This is a genomic window from Latilactobacillus fuchuensis, from assembly GCF_900258455.1.
GTDB lineage: Bacteria > Bacillota > Bacilli > Lactobacillales > Lactobacillaceae > Latilactobacillus > Latilactobacillus fuchuensis.
In genome coordinates, this window is sequence record NZ_LT984417.1 from 645,915 (window position 1) to 666,221 (window position 20,307).

Below are 20,307 nucleotides of genomic sequence, written 5' to 3' on the forward strand. Positions count from 1 at the left end.
TACTGTTAGAAAAATTTCGATTGAAGGTCTGGTGAAATTACTATCAGGCGTTCTTTAGACGCACATTAATTCAGGACCCAAGTGAAGTTTAATCGAATTCAGTTGTTCTGGGTTGAAGACTTCCTGAACGGGATTAAAAACGTTCCTAAGCTGAAGTGACGATAGCAAAATAAACATGTCCCAATCAAACCATAGGTGTTAGCACTCATGGTTTGATCTATAGCTTAATCAGAATCACCGTGGTCACAATGATTAATGTATCTATCGTTTTGGGATACCAATGGTTGCCTTTAAGAAATACCAGAATAATACAGCCGATTAATACCGGAAAGGCGACAAAGGGCAGCATTTTTTTGAGATTTAGCATAATGGATTATCCTTTCACATAAAATAATGACTACTATAATGTTAGTTTTAAAATATAATCGCGGGTGGACGATCTAGCTAAATGGTTGTTAGTGCTTAGGAATTTGCTCATTCCAATTATAAAATTGCGATTTATCGGAAGTATTGCCGAGTTCATTACCATTCAAACCGGCTTTTTGGCCAAGCGCAGATAGGTTGATGATTAAGGTTTCCTGATTTTTTGGAAAATTAAGACGTCCTCTAATCGCCGTACTTCTAATGAAATTGACCAACCGATTAACGAGTGCTTCGGGATGTTTAGAATCGTCAATATTTTTGTAGACTTGACCTAGAACGTCTAATATATCTAATAACTCCGGAGACTGATCGTTACGGTTATTTAAAAGTGAATATAATTCATGAATATCTGATTTAATTGAATCATAAACTACTTTATTTTCTGATTGATTAAGAAACAAAAGGATTTTCCCTTGGAGCTTGATATTTTTCCATAGTCTTCATATTTTTAAGATACTCTCTAATTATTTTGATTTCTTTTTTGTGATATATAAATTAACCGTTATAGTTGAAATTACTATATTGTCGTCTTATAAATAACTAAAAATTTCGGTTGAAATAAGAAATTAATAGAATAAAAAATACCCCTAAAACCTATTTATGGTTTTAGGGGTACAAATTACAGTAAATACGCACTTTGTACAATAAATATAATTAGGTTTATTATTCTTAAAGAGAAATTGATGTAATGTAATACTGTATTATTTTTAGTAGTAAATTGTTTACCATAATAGAAAAATATAAGCCCAACTAAACACAAGATTACTGTCCATATCCCATTAACCAATAGCCCAGTCATGATAGTGAAATCGCTAATTATAAATATTATATTACGTCTATTTTGTTTTACAAACTGCATCATTTTGATAGTTATTAACGCATGCAATCTTTTTTTATGTGGAGGGCTTGATTAGCTAAACCAGTAACGGCTCCCGCAACTGGATGAAACCATCCGCCTACACTCCATCCTTCAATTGCATGTCCATAAGAATCCATCATGCATTGTCCTAAACCACCACCGCTAATTTTTTGTAGTTCTGTTGGATTTAATTCTTTTACATTCTTCATGTTTAATACACTCCTTTGGTATCAATATTTTTTGTACAAGTGAAGCTTAACATAACTATTTTTTGCTGGTTAAAAGATTCCTGAATCGTAGTCAAAATAGTCTTGAACTGACTAATTTATAAAGCTGACCATTCAGGAAGCGTTACGGTAGGGTTCAGGAATGATTCCTTGATAGGTGTAGAAACTATGGCATATTAGACTTAATAAAAGAAAGCAGGTATTAATAATGGAACTTAAAAACAGTCAAAATAAACAATTAACAAAAGAGCAATTAAAACAAATTAAGGGTGGAACAAAGGGCGGAACATCTGTTAAAACAGGTGGGCATCCGTTCAAAAATACTGCTAAATGTGTTTTATCTTTATTTACTAAATGCTAGGATTTCCTAATAATATCTTCTCAATTTGATATACTTTGTAAAAAGGGGGGATTTTATTGACAATAGATACAAAGGCATATATTTTAAGATCTTTAGTGGATGACATATTGTTTTATGTATTATTTTTTAAAATCAATAAACAAGGTACGAAAAAGAAAAGGTTACTATTTATTATGATTTTTTTGCCGACTACATTTTTTGTAGAACTATATAGTGGACTATCAGACATTATTCCGATTTTATCTGGATATATTATATTAAAATTAAAGAGGGAAATTGATTATACACTCTTAAATGATTTGTTAATATCTATGTTAATTTTGTATAGTGCTACTACTTTTAGTTCGACAATAATGTTGTTAACGGTACCCAAGGGATATATGATTGGTTTTAGAGAAGTTTTTATTCAATTATTCATTGAAGTATTTGTCATTAGTACCATTATTTTAATTTATCAAAGAAAAAATTTGCATACACAGATTGAAAAATTTAGTTCTAAGACAATATCGTTTTTGATAGGGTATTTATTTTTAGTGACCTTATTAATCGCATATTCCGCTCATTATTACGATGCCTATGATCATTTTGTGATTGGGATTGATATATTTTTAATTATTCAAACCCTATTTGTCGTCTTTCTATTTACGCGAGCCCTCAAGCAACAAAAAGAAAAATATGAAACACAAATCGCTAAAAAAGAACTCGATCATTTAAAGGCGTATACGGAAGTTTTAGAAAAAAACCAACAACAAATTGCTAAATTTAGACACGATTATAAAAACCTATTACTGAGTTTTAAGGAAGCGAGTAGCACCGGCCAAAATGCTAAGTTGACCGAGCAAATTGAAACACTTGAAGATTATTCGAATCAAAGTCTGCCGCAAGATGAGTTTGATTACAAGGCGCTCTATAATATCCAAAATAGTTTTATCAAAAGTCTCTTAATTGCGAAGCTCCATCGAGCAAAGGGATTGAAAATTCAATGTCATTTTGAATGTCAAAAACCAATCGAGACGTTGCCAATGCCGATTTTTGACGGTGTCCGAATGCTGGGAATTCTATTGGATAATGCGCTAGAAGCTGCTGCCGAAAGTCAGAACAAAGTGATTGATATTATGATTTATCAAGATGATTCGCAAATTGAATTTCTAATTAAGAACACTTACGAAGATGTCAGTCTGGCACTTGATCAGTTACAACAAAAGGGCCATTCAACAAAAGCGGGCCATTCAGGACTTGGCCTGAATACGGTTCAGGAATTCAAACAAAAATACACTAATCTATTTGTTCAATATCAACGAGTAGATTCAGTATTCTCAACCCAAGTTATTTTAATGAAAGATTGAAGGCGAACAGATGTCCTATCCCATTATTCTTTGCGAAGACCAAATTGTACAATTGAATCAACTAGAAACCATTATTCAGAACTATATCCTTTTTCATACGGATTTATTTAAAATCCAATTAAAAACGCAAAGCCCATTGGAAGTACTTAAATATCTAGAAAAATTTAATCCGAAACAGGGGACTTATTTTTTAGATATTGATTTGGCGAGTTCACTGGATGGCATCGACTTGGCTGAACGGATTCGAGCAAGTGATGTTCAGGCCAAGATTATCTTTGTAACCACCCACGATGAAATGATGCCGTTGACGCTACGACGGCGGGTTGAAGCGCTGGGGTTTGTGACCAAGGATCAACCACTAGATGATTATCGAACTGAAATTGTTGACTTGTTAACATTGGCGCAACAGCGAATTGATGCGACCAGGGAGAGTCAATCACAGGCCTTTACATTTTCGATTGGTTCCCAGACTTTTTCAATTGATAAACAGGAGATTGAGCTAATCGAACCGTCAGACTTACCGCATCGGGTGCTGTTGAATACCAAGAATGGGCATTACGAATTCTACGGTAATTTAAATGAACTAGGGGAGAAATATCCCTATTTATTTAGAATCAATCGGAATTGTCTAGCAAATCTGAACAACATGACAGAGATTGATTTTAAGTCACGTGAGATTCATTTTGGCGCTGAGTTATCAAGACAGTTTTCGATTGGCAAGGCTAAAAAGATTAAGGCACAGTTAAAGCTGTAGTTGGTGACTACGTTGTGCTAGAGCGTATAAAAAATAAAAAGCCCACAAATTGTGGGCTTTTTACATGGTGTCAATTATGACACGTCAGATTTCGTTGTAAATTCCAGATAACAATGCTATTACTGATAACCATTAATAAAAGCAACCAGTAAATAAGTCCGGTATATTCTTGAGTAGAAAAGGCCGGTAGGAATAACAGAATGACTAATAAGGCATTGGTGATTTGAGCGGCAATTAAGGTGATTCGTTTAGGGATGACGGGCATTGAAAAGCCTCCAATAATGAGTTTGAATTAATCGTGCAAAAATTTAGAACAAATCAATTGCAAGTCGATTTAAAGCAGGTCTGTCTAATTGGTTAATCGCTAACTTAGTTCTATTCAGTTTGCGCCATTTACAGGTCTATGACTATCATGTTTGGCCATGTATCATGTTTACAGGGCTGCGTACGCTAAGACATTGTGGAATGCCGAATGATTAAGTATATTCTATCGATTCTTTATCAATTGATAACCACCGATAAGCACACCCAAAGCGATTGAATAGGCTAGTGAAATATAATCTAATTTAATCATATTTTTAATCGGTATTAATACGATATAGGCTAAACCGCTCAGACAAATAATGTACAAAGTAGAGTAAAGGTACATCGTAATGTTGTTTTTATCCGAATTACGATCCTTCTTTCGATAAAACCTAATTTTTAATATCGAAAATAAGCGATAGGCCAATAATAAAAGTAAACTTTTTAAAAAAATAAGGCTCATGGTCGTATTACTTTTAAATTCAGTAACTATTAGCGCTCCTAATAAAAATAATAAACGATAATTGTCATGTTTGTTATATTGATTGAAATCAAATAATTTAATGTTTTTAATTTTAGCTCACCACCCTATCTAAAATGCGCCTTTGTCACTATTTATTTTTTGTACAAGTGAATCATAGCAGAATTTATTTAGTTGTGAGCGAAAGCTTCCTGAACCATATTAAAAAGTTTCTTGAGCCCGATAATTTGTTGGGCTTTACGTTCATGAAGCTTTTGGATAGGGCTCGGGAATGGTTTTATTGGCGGGGTGCAAAATAAGGTATATTAACTTTAGCAAAAAGGAGTTGTGACTAATAAAATTTTAGAAAAAATCAATTCGGCAATAAAGCATTAAAAGTGGGAGGTCTTGCCATGCGAATCAAATTAGAATATTCAGGTTTAGGGACTGTCTTTATGTTTTTTATCGTGTATCAATTAATGATTGCACCTGAAAGTATATTGACTATTATTAATAATACAATGGTCAGTAAGCTTCTAGAAAGCACGATGCTAATTCTAGCGACCCTATTCATTTTTTACACCTATAACTACGTTAATCAGATTAACTATTGGCAAGGAGGCCTTTTCAAAAAAAGAGAACACAGTTGGCTGCCTTTGGTTATTTCGATATGGATATTATTATTTCTACAATGGGGAGATTCATTTTTAATAGCCAAAGGAATTATTTCAAATACACAAAACCAAACCGAACTCTTAAAGAAATTTGATGATTATCCTATCTATATGTTAATTTCAGGAAACGTAATGGCACCATTTATAGAAGAATTAATCTTTAGGGGGCTATTTTATAAATTATTATTTAACGCCATCGACGCGGACCAATTTAAAAAAAGGGTTCTGTTTTTGATAATATTCTTAAATACAATCATTTTTGCAGTGCCACATCTCAGTAGTGTATCTTTTGATTTTATCCCGTACATGTTAATCGCTATCATATTTTCAATCAATTTTATTTACTACAAAAATATAGAAATCCCAATTGTACTACATATGATGAATAACCTGATTGCTAGTTTTTTAGTGTAAGGCCTTATTGTAAATACAAGACAGCAGACCATAAAATAGTTGGTGCTAAAAAGGGCCACGATTATTCAACGTTAAGTTGCTGATAATCGTGGTCCTTTTTAGGTGTTTCTTTAATGTTTCTTGCGGTGTAATTCACGTCGACTTGGTAGGTCACTGACGCTTTGCGTAGGTGCTGCGGCGGGTTCGGCCGGTTGCGGCGTGGTTGGTGTTGGTTGTTCAATGGGTGGTTCAGGTTGGACTGGTGTGGGCACTACTTCAGCAATGGGCTGGTTGGCAGCGGCCGTTGGTGGTGCGGGTGCATCAGTTAACGTAATCGAATCGGGTGTTGCTTCCGTTTCAATCGGGGCTTTTGAATCAGTTTGGACAAAGATTGTTACGTTTTTGTGATTATCAATCGTTGCTTTGGCTTCAGTCACCACTCGGAGTTGGCTTTCGACCGTTTGAGCAATAAAGCCGGCTTCTAATTGGAAATCGGGTTCATCGAAATCGTTAAGGCGATCAGTCACGATTTGACCGGTTAGTGTAAAGAAGTAAGTTTCTTTTTTATGTTTGGTTAATGTTAATTGACCGAAGTTAATCTGTGCGAAAAATGTGCATAAGTCGTCAACCGAGGCGAGCGGAAATTGGGTTGCGAGTTGTTTACCGGCCCAATAACTGATTTCCGAATTTTCGCTGCCCAGAATTGCGGGTAATAGGACGTCGCGTAAGGTGGCTTGGTTTAAATAAGCAGTTGGTTGGTCGTTGTGCGTTAGTTGTGAATAAAGTGAATGAGTCACGGTGGCACTCCTTTAAGGAACAATTTTTTAATAAGTTATGGTCATTATACCGCGAAATACAATTATTTTTTAGTATTTAAAGGCTAGTCGGTTGAATTTTAATGAAAAAAAAGAGAAAATAGAGTTTACGAATGAATTCTGAGATGAAAAGAGATTTGCTGCATGAAAAAACAACCGATTGGTTTTATGGATTCAGGGGTTGGCGGGCTGACTGTGTTAAAAGAAGCGATGCGTCAACTCCCCAATGAAGACCTCATTTTTATTGGCGACCAAGCGCGCCTACCATACGGTGAAAAGCCTGCAGAAATCGTTAAAGGTTTTGCTTGGCAGATGACCAATTTTTTAGTGCGCCATGAAATCAAGGCATTGGTCGTAGCTTGCAATACGGCGACGGCTGCGGCTTTGCCCGATTTACAAGCGCAATTAGCCATTCCAGTGATTGGTGTGATTGCGCCGGGCAGTCAGTTGGCTAGTACGGTCACCAAGAATCAACAAGTGGGCGTGATTGCGACGACCGGGACGATTCAAAGCGGGGCCTATTCGCAACAGTTAAAAGCGTTAGTGCCAGAAATGACAGTCAACGGATTGGCCGTTCCCGATTTTGTGATGATGATTGAAGCCAATCAGCGTCACGGTGCTGCGGTCCAACAAAAGGTTAATCAGTTATTGGCACCGTTAAAGATGAGTCAAATTGATACGTTAATCTTGGGTTGTACCCATTTTCCATTATTAGCAACGGCGATTCAAACGGCAGTCGGTCCAAACGTGACGTTAGTCGATCCAGCGAAAGCGGCGGTTGCCGATTTAGTGCAGGTGCTATCCGACAGACAAGTATTGGCCGACACACAACAAGCTGGTCGACTCCAAACATTCACGACGGGGCAAGTCAGCGACTTCACACCAATTGCCCGTCAATGGTTGGGCTTACCTGATTTAAACGCCCAACAAGTCACAATTCAAGGAGAAAAAAATGATGGTCCGAACTGATAATCGAGCAGTCAATGATGTCCGGCCGCTGCAAGTGCAGTGGCGTTATTTAACGCAACAACCGGCTTCTGTTTTATGGCAACGGGGAATTACTAAAATAATGGTTGCTGCTTATTGGCAAACTAAGGCTGCCGGTTTAGTGGTCACGGGGACTGGCCTGACTGCTGGCCAAATAGACTGGTTACAAGCGGCGCTATTACCGTTAGTCTCTGCGGAGGCTTTGACGCAACAACAATTAGTGGTCACTATCACAACTTTAGAAAACGATGGCGGTCAATTGGCCGAAGCCTTTAACGCCACGATTGGTGCCTTACAATTGTTGCCAGATACGTTGCTGGACCAACAAGTGCCGTGCGCGGTCAGTGTTGGCGTGATGGCAGATCAAACGACATTAGTTGATTTAACCTTAGCTGAAGAAGAAATTGCCATTAGTCAAATGACGATGGTTGCCACCGCGCAGGAACAAGTTGGCGCGTTGACGTTAAGTGGACAACCTGTGGATAGCAGTCTGTTTAATGAATTAATTCTACGCGCGAGTCAAGGTTGTACGCGGACGACCGCCCAATTCCAAGCCAGTTTTCAACAAGCTGTTCAACCGGTCATGGCAGCGGGGATACCGGATGTCGGGACGATTGTGATTGCGACTAAGAATCCGGGGAAAGCGCGCGAATTCGAAGCGGTCTTTGCAAAGGCTGGTCTCAAGGTTAAAACCTTGTTGGATTATCCTGAATTACCCGAGATTGATGAAACCGGTCAGACCTTTGAAGCCAATGCGCGCTTAAAGGCCGATCAAATCGCCGCCATTTTGAAATTGCCAGTGCTGGCGGATGATTCTGGCTTAATGGTCGATGCCCTTGATGGTCGGCCCGGGATTTATTCGGCCCGTTTTGCCGGTGACCATAACGATGCGGGCAATAATGCGAAGTTATTGTTTGAATTAACCGGTGTACCGACTGAGAAGCGGACCGCCACGTTCCATTCAACTTTGGCCTTTGCTAAACCCGATCGCCCGAACGAAGATTTGGTCGTTGAAGGCAACGTTGCTGGGCGGATACTCGGGATTCCCCGGGGCGATAATGGCTTTGGTTATGACCCCTTGTTTTACGTTCCTGAATTAGATGCCAGTATGGCAGAATTATCGTTAGCTCAAAAAAATCAAGTCAGCCATCGGGCGCGGGCCATTGCGAATTTGGAACCCGTTTGGCGTGATTGGTTAGCGGATTAATTAAAGGAGGCTTTTTGATGCGTTTAGTAGTCGTTAGTGATAGTCATGGTGATCGGGATATTTTGGTACAGCTACAAGCCCATTATCAAGGACAAGACGTGACCTTTTTACATTGTGGCGATTCCGAATTAAGACAAGACGATGCGGTCTTTGAACAGATGGCCGGCGTTGAAGGGAATATGGATTGGCACGACCAGTTTCCAGATAAAGTGATGTTATCAATTGAACAACAGCGGATTCTAATGACGCACGGCCACTTATATGGCGTTAATTTCGGCTTAACCAACTTATTATTGGCTGGACAAGCCGAAGATGCTAATCTGATTTTTTACGGCCACACGCATCAATTAGCGTGTGCTACCCATGAAGGCATTTTGATGTTAAATCCGGGGAGCATTTCACAGCCACGCGGGCAATTCCAGAAAATCGGTGGGACATACGCCGTGGTTGATGTTTCCGAGCAAGCTTATGAGGTGCAATATTATAACCGCGACTTTGAAGCGGTCGAACGCCTAAAATTTAAATTCAACCGTTAAAGGTAAAGACTATCCAAAGATTACAGCAAATGGATAGTCTTTTTTTGATTCAGTTTGATACAATAACAAGGTAAAGTGGTCCAATGGAGGTTAGTGATGATAGCAGATGCATTTCAAAATTTATTATTAGAAAACAAAGAACATTTCTTGATTCCCGGTGAAGTGGTTGCCAGCGTTCAAGAAAATAATTCACTAGAACACGCGTTTATTCTATTAACGACGGTTAAATATTCGAGTATTCCGGTGCTCGACAATCATTCGAAGTTCAAAGGGATGTTGACGATGCCGCTGATTACCGAAACGATGTTGGGACTCGATCATCTGAGTTTTGATAGCCTACGCAAAATGACCGTTAAAGACGTCATGCAAACCGATGTCGTAACGATTAAAGATCCCTACGATATCGAAGAAACCTTGCACCTATTAGTCGATCACCCGTATTTACCGGTTATCTCAGACGAAGGCGACTTCACCGGCATCGTCACCCGCCGTGAGATGATGAAAAGCTTTAATCGGGTGGCTCACAATATCGAAAAAGAATACAAAATAGAAGAGCGCTAACTCGAGCGATTAATCTTCGAGCATAACCTAAAAATGCCAATTATGGTTGAACTTAACCATGGTTGGCATTTTGTAGTTAGGCGGAGAAGATTGCTCGAGAAGCGCGTTTAGCAGAAGAGCGCTGATTCGAGTTGGTCAGACTTCGAGGATTAACCTAAGGATACGGATTATGGTCGGGTTTAACCATAATTTGTATCCTGTAGTTAACCGGAGAAGGCTACTCGAGAAGCGCGTTTAGAGCGCTGAGTGCGTTGGGTTGCGGTCAGCAACTGAGCATTAATAAAAAATGCTAATTATAATCGAATCCGCTAAAAAAGGTCTATTAGCCGTCTCATGTGAGACTAACTAATAGACCTTTTTTTATGGCATGTTAGATAATGTGTTTCCCAGTCAGCGCTCACTTCAAGTAACGTTTCCGTAGTTTGACCGAGATAAATTCTAAGCAGGCGGTGACTGCTAAACAAAGGTAGATGATGACGCCGATTTCGTGGAAGTCGAAGTAGAAGCTGCTGGCCGTGAAGAGTTGGTAACCAATCCCACCGGCACCGGCTGCTGCGCCGACTGCAATCGCGTTGGTAAAGTTAATCTCGAAACGAATGAAGGTCCAAGACAACAACATCGGCAAGCTGCTCGGTAAGACCGCTTGGAAGACGATTTGCCACCAGTTGGCACCGGTCGCCTTCAAGGCTTCGATGGCTTCTGGGTTGAGATCTTCAAAACTTTCAGCGTAGGCTTTCGTTAAATAGGCGATACTGTGAAAGCTCAAGCCAATCACAGCGGCGTCTGCGCCAAGCCCAATTACAATGGAAAAAATGAGCACCCACAGAATGGTTGGAATGGCGCGAATCATCGCCATCACCGTTTTAATCAGGAGGCCAATTTTACGATTTGCGAGGTTGCTCGCGGCGAAGAGGGCGATAAAGAAGGAAACAATCGCGCCTAATAGCGTGGTTAACGTCGCTAAAGCGGCACTGGTGGCGAGTGCACTCAACAGTGAACCAAAGCTATCAGTTCCCGATAAGCCCGGTTGGAGAAAAATCAATTGCGCGTTTTTGAAAAAGGCGATAGTCGCCGGCCAGAAATGGATGTTGGCGGATGAAATCGTGGCTAATTGATAGACGGTTATCAGGCCGAGGACTGCAAAAGTAGCGGTCATCGTTTTCTGACGACGATTCCATAGATGGACGCGAATCGGGGGCTTTTTGGCGGTATTGGTCAGATCAGTGATCGGTTCAATCATCGGATTAACCTCCTAATTTGATTGGCTAATAATTCGAGACAAACGACGGCGACAATAATCGTTACGGTGGTCATGCCGGCTAAGTCGAACCGGAAACTTTTGTAATACAGATCGAATAAGAAACCAATCCCAGTCCCGGTTAGAATCCCAACTAAGGTCGCATCGCGGATGTTATTTTCAATCATATATAACAACCAGCTGAGTAATGACGCTGAAATACTGGGGATAATCCCGCGTAAGACGACTTGTAAATAACTAGCGCCGGTCGTACTGAGTGCTTCGTAAATCGCGGTGGCATCGGATTCAATCAGTTCCATGAACGAACGGGTCAGATAACCAAATGAACCGAAGAAGAGGGCTAAAAAACCGGTGAAGTCACTTTGTTTAAACGAGAGCAATAAGATCATCGCCCAAGCGACCAATGGAATATTGCGACAAATCGACGCGATGACCCGCGCTAACAGTTTGGTTGCGCGATTCAGACCGGTGGTGCTCGAACCGATAATCGCTAACGCCAGCGCGAGAATCGCCGCAATGACGGTCGCGGTGATTGATAAGATGATGGTTTGTCCGAGTTTGGTCAGAATCAAAGGTAAGAAGGCCATTGAGCGGGTGGTTGGCATAAAGTTGGTGGCTAACCAAGCAAAGGCCGCTGGAATCGCTTGAAAGGAGTTTAACAGATGGTAATCGACTAAGGTTGCCGCACCGTAGTATAAGGCACTAAAGAAGAGCAAGCCGAATAAAAAACGACTGCGGCGCCGGTGAAAGAAGGTTTGAACGGTCATGAGTGTTGGACCTCCCGTTTACCTTGGTAAAGTTGTTCCAAAGCATCGTCGGATAATTGATCTGGGGTGCCTTCGAAAACCACTTGGCCTTGGTTAATCCCTAAAATCCGATCAGCGTATTCGCGGGCCGCATCGACTTGGTGCAGGTTGACAATGCAGGTGATGTGGCGTTGTTTGGCGAGAAAGTGGAGGTAATCCATCACGACTTTCGCTGATTTCGGATCGAGTGAAGCAATCGGTTCGTCACACAAGAGGATTTTGGGGTCTTGCATTAAGGCCCGGGCAATCCCGACTCGTTGCATTTGACCGCCACTGAGTTCATCGCAACGGTGATACATAAAATCGGCTAAACCGACTTGGGTTAACAAATCAACGGCGGTTTCTTTTTCAGCGGTCGTGTAACGGCCGAGAATTCCGGCTAGGGTGGATTGATACCCTAGACGACCGTGTAAGACGTTTTCGAGGACGGTTAGATGGCCCACTAAATTAGCATTTTGAAAAATCATCCCAATCTGTCGGCGAATATGACGTAATTGTGATTTAGAAGCGTGGCGAATATCTTGGTCGGCCAGGGTGATTTCACCAGAATCATCGGTGATTAATTGGTTGATACTTCTGAGAATGGTGGATTTACCGGCACCAGATGGCCCGATAATCACTAGGAATTCGCCAGCTTGGGCGTCAAAAGAAACGTCGGTTAGGGCTTGTTGGCCCGTCGCAAAAGTTTTATTGAGATGTTTAACGGATAGCATAATGGACCGCCTTTCAAATTTAGTTATCTTGAACGAGTTGGTGCGTTGGTTTGTACCAGTCATCAGTGACTTTCAATAATTTGGTTTTAGTCGATTCTTTTTTCCAGATAGCGGGGACTTTAGCGTTAACTGGCGATAGAATCTTCGTATTCGCCGTCATTTCTTTGCTGGTAAAGGCGGCTGTAATCTTCTTTTGATCGGCAGCACTCAAGGCTTTCGTGTTAGCGACAAAGGGCCCATTTTGGACGGGATTAACGGCAATCGAAACACTTTCAAGACCGCGAACATCGGTGAACGGTGCTGTGGCGTTGGCTTTGACCTTGAAGGTTGAACCGACTTTAGACCAGCTGCCTTGTTCGACATCGATGTAAGCACTCGTATCGATATCATCGAAGACGGCGACATCGGCATCGCCTTTAAAGAGGTTGACGGCCGAACCTTGGTGCGAATTACCGAATAAAACGGATTTGAAGAAATGGCCGCTTTGCGATAATTCATCGGTCGATTTGAGTTTGAATTGTTGTTTGATGGTCGCGACCGGAATCATGTAACCTGATGTGGAGCTGACGGAGACAAACGAAATCTTTTTGCCTTTAATATTATCAATTGAATACTGGCCGTCCTTTTGATAATCAGCGGCCTTGTCTTTGGGTACCATGAAATACGAACGGTAACTAGCATCTTTGAGCGTGCCAGATGCGCCAGAGAGGGCGACTAAGGGTTGAACGGCCTTGTTGCGGTTATTAGCTTGGACATAGCCTTCAGGTCCCATAAAAGCGAGTTGGGCTTTGCCAGAAGTAATCGCTTCGATGGCGACGTTATAATCGGTCGTCGTTTGAATTTTGACTTTTTTGCCGGTTGCTTTTTCGATTTGGTGTTGAATTTCGGCCCGTGAGGCGTTGAAATTCTTAGCGGATTCGTTCGGATAGAAAACCATGGTTAACGTTTTTTGACTCGTCGATTGGTCGTTTTTCTTGGCACAACCGATTAAAACGGCTGAAAGCGCCAATAGACAAAATAGGCTGGTTAGAATTGTTTTCTTTTTCACGAGAGGAACTCCTTAGTGGGTTAATTTTTGGGTGCTTTCAATTGCGGCTAATAATGCTGAAATTTCAGGTTGATCGACGACGCCAATCGTGCCGATCCGAAAAGACGGTGCAGCGGTTGTTTTACCGGGATAAATCACGAACTGTCGGTCTTTTAATGCTTGGTAGAAACGGTTGAAATCAAAATCGGGATTCGGGGTTTTAAACGTGGTAATAATCGGTGATTGCACCGCAGTCGGCAACAACGCTTGGTAACCAAGGGCTTGCATACCATTGACCAGTTGACGTTGATTGGCAGTGTAACGTTGGTAACGTTGCGCCACGCCACCTTCAGCGATTAGTTCACTTAAGGCTTGATCGAACGCCAAGACGGTATGGGTTGGGGAAGTGAATCGCCATTTACCGGGATGCATTTTGAAACTCATGTGTTGGTCATAAAGGTCGAGCGATAGAGAGGTCGACCGACCTTGGCAAGTTTCGAGAATCGCACAATTGGCCATCACGAAGGCGAATCCGGGAACCCCTTGAATACATTTATTGGCGCTACTGATTAGAAAATCAATTTTTAAATCAAGTAAGTTGATGGGGATGCCGCCGAAACTACTCATTGCATCGACAATCGTGATAATCCCACGGTCTTTCACTTGAGGTAGAATCGTTTCAATCGGATTTAAAATGCCGGTCGTCGTCTCACAATGAATCATTGCAAAATGGGTGACCTCGGGGTGTTGGTCTAAAAAGGCGGTGACTAATGCCGCGGTGACGGGTTTTGTTTCAGGGACGATTAAATCGACGTGGTTAATTTGGAGTCGATCGGCCATCTCCGCAATGCGAGCACCGTAAGCGCCGTTGCTAGCGACCATCAGGCAGGCGTCTTTTGATTGTTTGGGTAAGAGGGTATTCAGGACGGCTTCGACGCCGTAACTGCCACTACCTTGCAATAAAACGGCTGAGTAATCGGGCGCACTCACACCGGCTAAGGTTAAGAGTTGGCTGCGAATCCGTTCGGTAATCGCCAGATAATCGCTATCCCAAGTGCTGAGATCGACTTGCATGGCGGCTTTGACGGTGTCGGAGGTGCTCAGTGGTCCGGGCGTTAATAGTAAGTAAGGTTGTGGCATTTTATTGGCCCTCCTGAACGGCTGTGTTTTGGTAGCTGGCAATCAGTGGTGCTAGTTCGCTAAGATTGAGAATCACAGCGTCTGCGCCGTTAGCCAATAAGGTTTGTTTGGCTTGGTCGAGTAAGGCGGTTCGTTGGTCAGGGGATAAGGCCGCTAATTCGTCTACCGAAAGGCCAACTAAACTACTACTTTCGAGTACGCCGACCGTAATGACACCGGCATTTTGACCTTCAAGCATGTCAACGACGGTATCGCCGACTTTAATGACTGCTTGCGAATCGGGCAGTTGCAAGGTTTGCCGAATGTGGTTGATCATGGCGGGACTAGGCCGGCCTTGTGCGACATCTTCTTTAGAGCACATTAAGTCTGGTTGGTAACCTAATTTAGCCGCTTGTTGTGCGACTAAGGTTAACATTGGCCGTGTGTAACCGGTGGTCGTCGCAATTTGAATGTGTTGTTGGCGTAAATTAGCCTGCGTTTCTAAAACAAAGGGGGTTAATTGCGTTTGTTCTGAGAGGCGTTTCAATAAAGCCGTTTCGAAATCGTTGAAGAGGGTTTGTTGATCCTCAATTGTCGGCAAACGGTGGTAACGTGTTTGCCAAGCGGTTTGGATGGCTGGTTGTTGGCAGAGTTGCGCGATGTGTTCGTGTTTTTCAATCCCCATATCTTGGCGAATCGCGGCACTACTAACCGGGATACCCGCTTTTTCAAACGCTGCTTGGAAAGCCATGACGGGATCTAGGCTACCGAAATCGACAGTCGTTCCAGCCCAATCGAATATGACGCATTTAATCTGTGACATTGAATGATCTCCTTTTAAGTCAGTCTCATCGAACAATTTCTAGTATGCAATAGCATTGTAAAAACCGTGGGTAATTTGCGTAAAGCTTTTGTAATGTTATTGAAAATACTAGTTAAGGGCATCAAAAAAGACCAATCCGTTATGAACGAATTGGTCTTTGGGGCTGTTATTACCGTTTGTCAGAATTACCGTGAATGCCAGCACCTAAGCCCGATCAAAGTAAATCGTTGCGATCGCGCCTACGATAATCATTACTAAGATTAACAAAATGATTCCGATGAGTGACAATATTGTTAAGCCGATTGGCCATGCAGGTGCGACGCCGGTTTCGGCGAGAATCCAGATGGCCGCTAATACGACGCCTAAGACGCCTGCATATACGTGTTCCGCATAATGCGCTAATAAGTAGTGCATGAGCTTAGCGACGATGACGGTCCCGATTAAGGCCCCAATCATGAATGGTAACAATAACAAGACACTTTGACCGGCTTGTTGTGCTTGCGCCCATCGTCCGGTCACGAGGTACACCAGTAGATCGAGCAATTGACTGACCGCGTGGTAAACGGTCCCGTATTGTTTAATAATCATCAACATGATAGAACCTGAAATACCGGGAATCAGCATTAATGATACGGAGAAGAAACCGGCGAAGAGTAAGGTGCCAAAATCGGCGAGTGAACTTAATTGGCGAATCGCGATGTCGGATTCACTTTGATGACCACCGATTTTAGTCAGGAGCAACATAATCAGTGCAGCACCGATTAGAATCGCAATTTTTGAAAAATTGAAACCGTGAATTTTGCGCCAGATGAATGGTAGGCTGCCAATCACGAGACCGATAAAGAAACTATAAGCGGCCAGTGGATAAGCGGTGCATAACCATAAAACAATCTTGGTCGATAATAAAATCCCGATGCCGGCACCGATGCCGATTGGGCCTAAGAAGATGATCGCCTTGCGCCAATCCTTTTTGAATTGGGCAATGGCGGCTAGTAATGGTTCATAGAGACCGACGATCACGGCGAAGATACTACCAGATAAACCAGGAATGACGAGGGCGACGCCGATTAGCGCGCCTTTAATTAGATTAATGATGGGCATGAGTGTTGCTCCTTTTTTTGAGTGTTAGTTCGTTAGTGTTAGCGGACTAGCAGGCAAAGTAACACCGGCTGCTTGCAAAGCTTCAAGGTACGCTTGTAAAAAGAGACGTTGAATCGTTGTTTGCGATCCGTTGAGGGTGTGCATGACCACTTGATAGGTTAAGAGCCCGTTTTTTAAAGTGGTGACGCCTAGATTGGTGGGGCCATCTTTGATTTCGGGATGTTCGGGGACTAAACGCTCGTTGACTGTGTGCATCACCTCAACGAGTTGTTGTAAATCAGTTTCAGGGGTAATTCGAATTTCGATTAACACGCGCATGTTGTAACGGGATAAGTTACTAACAATCGAAATGTTACGGTTGGGGATGAAATTCAAGGTACCGTCTAAACTTTGGACTTGCGTCGTTCGCAAGCCAATCGCAGTCACGGTGCCTTCGACTAAACCGATTTTGACGATATCACCGACATCGAATTGTTGTTCGGCTAAGATGAAGAAGCCGGTCACGATGTCGTTGACGAATCCTTGGGCCCCCAAGCCAATCGCTAAACTGAAAATCCCGGCCCCGGCAATTAACGTACCAACGGGAACGCCAAGAACGCTGAGTAGTGCATACAGATAAAAGAAAATCAGCAGGTAGGCAAACGCGTTAATCGTCAACGTGAAAATAGTGTTCATCCGGTTACTGGCCAAATTATCTGATTGGCGATATTTACGAAAAGTCCGGCGAATCGCAAATTTACCAATCCGATTAATTAAATAAAATAAAATCGATAAGAAGATAATTTGTAAAAGCCCGGTGACAAAAGTGCTTAACAGATGATCCCAATCGATACTGGTCATGTAGCGAATCAGAATATTCGATTGCCGTTGAACAGCGGCTACCGGTGTCGCAGTTAATAAATAGATGGGCATTTTGTGCAGACTCCTTTTTTGGACATAGTCCTAGTTTAGCAAATGTTTGAAAAAATGACACCAAAAATAAAGCGGATAATTGAAGGTTGTTTTAATTAATGCTATTCTATAGATTGAGAACCGAGATAATAGATGACAAAAATAGGAGGAACAAATCAATGACGGGTGGTCAAATTGCTGCGTTAATCGCAGCAGGGGCTTTTGCAGTTTTAGTTGTTTTTCTCATTGTGATGTTATTAAAAATCACAAAGGTCCTGACGCAGGTAACGCAAACTGTGGCAGAAGCCAATAAAAGTGTCACAGTGATTACTGAAGACGTGGATATATTAGCAAAAGAAGTTGAAGGCTTATTAAACAAAGCCAATGTATTGTTAGATGATGTGAATGGTAAAGTAGCCAACTTAGATCCTGTTTTTAAGGCGGCCGGTGATTTAGGTGAAAGTGTCGCAGATTTAAACGCGGCTAGTCGGAATTTAACCACGAAGGTCTCTAGCGTGGGCAAGACCGCTGCTAAAGCAACAATGGCTTCTAAAATTAGTGCGAGCGCGTTAAAGTTTTATCAAAATAAAAAACAAACAACGGATAAGGAGTCATAATTATGGCAAAAAAAGGACATTTTCTATTAGGTGTTTTAGTAGGTGGCGCAGCAGCCATTGGTGCAACATTATTGTTAACGCCCAAGACTGGCAAGGAATTACAAGCTAAGTTAGCCGATTTAGGTGACGACTTAGCCGACCGTGCCCAAGATTACTATTATTTAATGAGCGAGACTGCCGAAGATTTAAAAAACGGGGCCAAGGTTCACGTTAATCGCGCGCAAGACTATGCAAATGACTGGCAAGATAATGCCATCGACATTAAAGAACAAGCCAAAGCGCATTTCGATGAAAAAACGGCTGATTTAAAATCACAATTTGGTAGTAGCTTAGACCCAACTAAAGATGATTTTGATGATATCGTAATCGACGGTAAGAGTGCTTTTGGTCAAGCCAAAGATGATTTAGTGGAAACTGCTGAAACCGTGGCAGAAGAAGCAACTCAACCGGCTGAACCAACCGAAACAGTTGAACCAACAGATAAATAAGCGATATGTTAAAAAGCCTAATCAAATTTTGATTAGGCTTTTTTTGCTGTCTAGCCTAAAAAATAGCGAATCATGACTAAAAATCAGTCATAATTCGCTATTTTAGGCTAATGCTCAGAACCTACCGTGAGGCCCAAGCACTCTAGTCAAAACGTGCTTTTGTTTGCAACAACTTCCGCTTAATCTAAAATAACCGATAATCTTAAAGTGCAAGATTACCGGTTATTTATAATTAATGCTCAGTTGCTCCCGCAACCAAAAGCACTCTTAATTTAAACGTGCTTCTTGAGCAGACCTTTCCGCCTAACCACAAAATATCCCAGATGGTTAAAAAGCAACCATCCGGGATATTTTTAGGTTATGCTCAAAGTCTAAGCGCTCAAGTCAGCACTCTTAGAATGTTTGTAGTTCTTTTGTCATGTGGGTGAACGATTCTGAGCCTGTTTCTGTGACGTGGATGCAGTCTTCAATCCGGACGCCAGCGACGCCTGGGATGTAGATACCAGGTTCAACTGAGAAGCACATGCCAGGTTTGATCAACATGTCGTTGCCTTCCATGATTGATGGGAATTCGTGTTCTGAAGTCCCAATCCCGTGGCCTAAACGGTGAATGAAGTATTCGCCGTAGCCGGCTTTGGCAATCACGTCACGGGCAATTTTATCCAATTGAGCTGCTGTGACGCCGGGTTTAATCGCTGCTTGGGCGGTTAAGTTGGCTTCAAGACAAACCTTATGGATTTCCAATGATTTTGCATCTGGTTTGCCAAAAGCGACAGTCCGAGAAGCGTCACTCATGTAACCTTTATGCAATGTCCCAAGATCGAATAAGACGAGGGCGTCAGGGGTTAAGATGTTGGCTTCAGGGCCACCATGTGGGTTAGCTGCGTTAATGCCTGATTGAACGATGGTATCAAAACTCATGTGCATAACACCTTTACGCATCATCGCATATTCGATTTCAGCAACAATGTCTTGTTCCGTTCTACCAGCTTTTAAGGCGTTAAAGCCGACTTCAAAAGCATAATCGGCTTCACGGCCGGCTGCTTCCATTAAAGCAATTTCTTCAGGTGTTTTGATTAATTTTAAGTTTTCTAAGAAGCGTGAGGCATTGCCAGGGAAGGTTGCATCTGGGAATTGGCCTAAGATTGCTTCATAACGTTGAACGGGTAGGTCAGCTTTTTCAAGGGCCCAACGAGTGGGATTAGCCACGCGTTTTTTAATTTGGTCGGCAATGATGGCGTATGGGTCTTCATGGTCGAGATAACCGTAGACGTCCATCTTCCAACCCGCTTTTTTAGCGGATTCAACTTCAAGTTGTGGTGTAAATAGGAATGGGTCTTTGTCAGCGAATACGAATAACGCTAAAACACGTTCGGCGGGGTCGCTTTCAAAACCTGTGAAATAGAGGATGTCGGTCGGATTACTGATGTAAGCCACATCTAAGTTCTGTTCGACAACCCAATTTTGTAATTGAGCTAATTGATTGTTCATCTAAAGCACTTCCTTTACATTTGATAATTTTAGTATATCACAGTTAATGTAAACGTTAATGTAAACT

The 20,307-nt window shown here is 42.0% G+C and carries 23 protein-coding genes; 10 read left to right on the plus strand and 13 right to left on the minus strand.

The features are described from left to right. Window positions 1-455 precede the first annotated feature (455 nt). Window positions 456-824 carry a bacteriocin immunity protein gene (locus tag LFUMFP_RS02985; protein WP_199190551.1) on the minus strand — a complete coding sequence of 123 codons (369 nt, stop codon included), beginning with the start codon at window positions 822-824 and terminating at the stop codon, window positions 456-458. Between the two features lie 472 nt (window positions 825-1,296). Then, a complete protein-coding gene (locus tag LFUMFP_RS02990) occupies window positions 1,297-1,491 on the minus strand; it encodes a Blp family class II bacteriocin (protein ID WP_106483034.1) in 195 nt (64 codons plus the stop codon). Between the two features lie 226 nt (window positions 1,492-1,717). On the opposite strand from LFUMFP_RS02990, the gene LFUMFP_RS02995 reads away from it, so the two are divergent. From LFUMFP_RS02995 to LFUMFP_RS03005, 3 genes are read left to right on the plus strand one after another with little or no spacing between them, the layout of a single operon-like run. Then, window positions 1,718-1,870 (plus strand): EntF family bacteriocin induction factor, encoded by a 153-nt coding sequence (locus tag LFUMFP_RS02995; protein ID WP_106483035.1) that lies wholly within the window; start codon window positions 1,718-1,720, stop codon window positions 1,868-1,870. A 56-nt stretch (window positions 1,871-1,926) separates the two neighbouring features. Next, window positions 1,927-3,216, plus strand: a complete 1,290-nt coding sequence (locus LFUMFP_RS03000; RefSeq protein ID WP_158697718.1) for a sensor histidine kinase — start codon at window positions 1,927-1,929, stop codon at window positions 3,214-3,216. 10 nt (window positions 3,217-3,226) lie between these two features. Then, on the plus strand, window positions 3,227-3,970 hold the full coding sequence (locus tag LFUMFP_RS03005) for a response regulator transcription factor (RefSeq protein WP_106483037.1): 744 nt from the start codon (window positions 3,227-3,229) through the stop codon (window positions 3,968-3,970). A gap of 70 nt (window positions 3,971-4,040) precedes the next feature. On the opposite strand, the gene LFUMFP_RS03010 is transcribed toward LFUMFP_RS03005, so the two are convergent. Continuing rightward, window positions 4,041-4,235: a hypothetical protein gene (locus tag LFUMFP_RS03010; RefSeq protein WP_025083453.1), complete on the minus strand. Its 195-nt coding sequence runs from the start codon at window positions 4,233-4,235 to the stop codon at window positions 4,041-4,043. Window positions 4,236-5,146: 911 nt separating this feature from the next. Between LFUMFP_RS03010 and LFUMFP_RS03015 the strand changes: the two genes are divergently transcribed. Beyond that, window positions 5,147-5,821: a CPBP family intramembrane glutamic endopeptidase gene (locus LFUMFP_RS03015; RefSeq protein WP_025083454.1), complete on the plus strand. Its 675-nt coding sequence runs from the start codon at window positions 5,147-5,149 to the stop codon at window positions 5,819-5,821. A 110-nt stretch (window positions 5,822-5,931) separates the two neighbouring features. On the opposite strand, the gene LFUMFP_RS03020 is transcribed toward LFUMFP_RS03015, so the two are convergent. Continuing rightward, the gene (locus LFUMFP_RS03020) at window positions 5,932-6,597 is read right to left on the minus strand and encodes a YslB family protein (RefSeq protein WP_025083455.1); all 666 of its coding nucleotides are present in this window, start codon (window positions 6,595-6,597) and stop codon (window positions 5,932-5,934) included. A gap of 162 nt (window positions 6,598-6,759) precedes the next feature. Between LFUMFP_RS03020 and murI the strand changes: the two genes are divergently transcribed. The 4 genes from murI to cbpB all read left to right on the plus strand — a co-directional run bounded on the left by murI (window position 6,760) and on the right by cbpB (window position 9,906). After that, a complete protein-coding gene (murI, locus tag LFUMFP_RS03025) occupies window positions 6,760-7,584 on the plus strand; it encodes a glutamate racemase (protein WP_025083456.1) in 825 nt (274 codons plus the stop codon). Then, window positions 7,571-8,809 carry an XTP/dITP diphosphatase gene (locus tag LFUMFP_RS03030; RefSeq protein ID WP_025083457.1) on the plus strand — a complete coding sequence of 413 codons (1,239 nt, stop codon included), beginning with the start codon at window positions 7,571-7,573 and terminating at the stop codon, window positions 8,807-8,809. Before murI ends, LFUMFP_RS03030 begins: the two co-directional genes overlap by 14 nt. A gap of 17 nt (window positions 8,810-8,826) precedes the next feature. Beyond that, window positions 8,827-9,345: a metallophosphoesterase gene (locus LFUMFP_RS03035; RefSeq protein ID WP_025083458.1), complete on the plus strand. Its 519-nt coding sequence runs from the start codon at window positions 8,827-8,829 to the stop codon at window positions 9,343-9,345. 96 nt (window positions 9,346-9,441) lie between these two features. Further along, complete coding sequence (gene cbpB, locus LFUMFP_RS03040; protein ID WP_025083459.1) at window positions 9,442-9,906, plus strand: cyclic-di-AMP-binding protein CbpB; 465 nt, start codon at window positions 9,442-9,444, stop codon at window positions 9,904-9,906. 397 nt (window positions 9,907-10,303) lie between these two features. Here cbpB and LFUMFP_RS03045 read toward each other — a convergent pair whose 3' ends face one another. From LFUMFP_RS03045 to LFUMFP_RS03080, 8 genes are all read right to left on the minus strand, one after another. Continuing rightward, window positions 10,304-11,146, minus strand: a complete 843-nt coding sequence (locus LFUMFP_RS03045; protein ID WP_025083460.1) for a PhnE/PtxC family ABC transporter permease — start codon at window positions 11,144-11,146, stop codon at window positions 10,304-10,306. Further along, window positions 11,143-11,931, minus strand: coding sequence for an ABC transporter permease subunit (locus LFUMFP_RS03050; RefSeq protein WP_106483038.1), 789 nt, complete (start codon window positions 11,929-11,931; stop codon window positions 11,143-11,145). The genes LFUMFP_RS03045 and LFUMFP_RS03050 overlap by 4 nt, the downstream gene beginning before the upstream one ends. Further along, window positions 11,928-12,683 (minus strand): phosphonate ABC transporter ATP-binding protein, encoded by a 756-nt coding sequence (phnC, locus tag LFUMFP_RS03055; protein WP_056950260.1) that lies wholly within the window; start codon window positions 12,681-12,683, stop codon window positions 11,928-11,930. Before phnC ends, LFUMFP_RS03050 begins: the two co-directional genes overlap by 4 nt. Before the next feature lie 19 nt (window positions 12,684-12,702). After that, a complete protein-coding gene (locus LFUMFP_RS03060; RefSeq protein WP_025083462.1) occupies window positions 12,703-13,731 on the minus strand; it encodes a phosphate/phosphite/phosphonate ABC transporter substrate-binding protein in 1,029 nt (342 codons plus the stop codon). A 12-nt stretch (window positions 13,732-13,743) separates the two neighbouring features. Next, the gene (phnW, locus tag LFUMFP_RS03065) at window positions 13,744-14,850 is read right to left on the minus strand and encodes a 2-aminoethylphosphonate--pyruvate transaminase (protein ID WP_056950255.1); all 1,107 of its coding nucleotides are present in this window, start codon (window positions 14,848-14,850) and stop codon (window positions 13,744-13,746) included. Window position 14,851: 1 nt separating this feature from the next. Beyond that, window positions 14,852-15,652, minus strand: coding sequence for a phosphonoacetaldehyde hydrolase (gene phnX, locus LFUMFP_RS03070; protein ID WP_056950252.1), 801 nt, complete (start codon window positions 15,650-15,652; stop codon window positions 14,852-14,854). A 204-nt stretch (window positions 15,653-15,856) separates the two neighbouring features. Then, the gene (locus LFUMFP_RS03075) at window positions 15,857-16,747 is read right to left on the minus strand and encodes a DUF368 domain-containing protein (protein ID WP_025083463.1); all 891 of its coding nucleotides are present in this window, start codon (window positions 16,745-16,747) and stop codon (window positions 15,857-15,859) included. A 30-nt stretch (window positions 16,748-16,777) separates the two neighbouring features. Then, window positions 16,778-17,665 carry a mechanosensitive ion channel family protein gene (locus tag LFUMFP_RS03080; RefSeq protein ID WP_025083464.1) on the minus strand — a complete coding sequence of 296 codons (888 nt, stop codon included), beginning with the start codon at window positions 17,663-17,665 and terminating at the stop codon, window positions 16,778-16,780. 158 nt (window positions 17,666-17,823) lie between these two features. On the opposite strand from LFUMFP_RS03080, the gene LFUMFP_RS03085 reads away from it, so the two are divergent. Both LFUMFP_RS03085 and LFUMFP_RS03090 read left to right on the plus strand, forming a co-directional pair. After that, complete coding sequence (locus LFUMFP_RS03085; RefSeq protein WP_025083465.1) at window positions 17,824-18,261, plus strand: DUF948 domain-containing protein; 438 nt, start codon at window positions 17,824-17,826, stop codon at window positions 18,259-18,261. 2 nt (window positions 18,262-18,263) lie between these two features. Then, complete coding sequence (locus LFUMFP_RS03090) at window positions 18,264-18,749, plus strand: YtxH domain-containing protein (RefSeq protein ID WP_106483040.1); 486 nt, start codon at window positions 18,264-18,266, stop codon at window positions 18,747-18,749. Between the two features lie 393 nt (window positions 18,750-19,142). Here LFUMFP_RS03090 and LFUMFP_RS03095 read toward each other — a convergent pair whose 3' ends face one another. Further along, on the minus strand, window positions 19,143-20,240 hold the full coding sequence (locus LFUMFP_RS03095) for a M24 family metallopeptidase (RefSeq protein WP_106483041.1): 1,098 nt from the start codon (window positions 20,238-20,240) through the stop codon (window positions 19,143-19,145). Window positions 20,241-20,307: the final 67 nt, after the last annotated feature.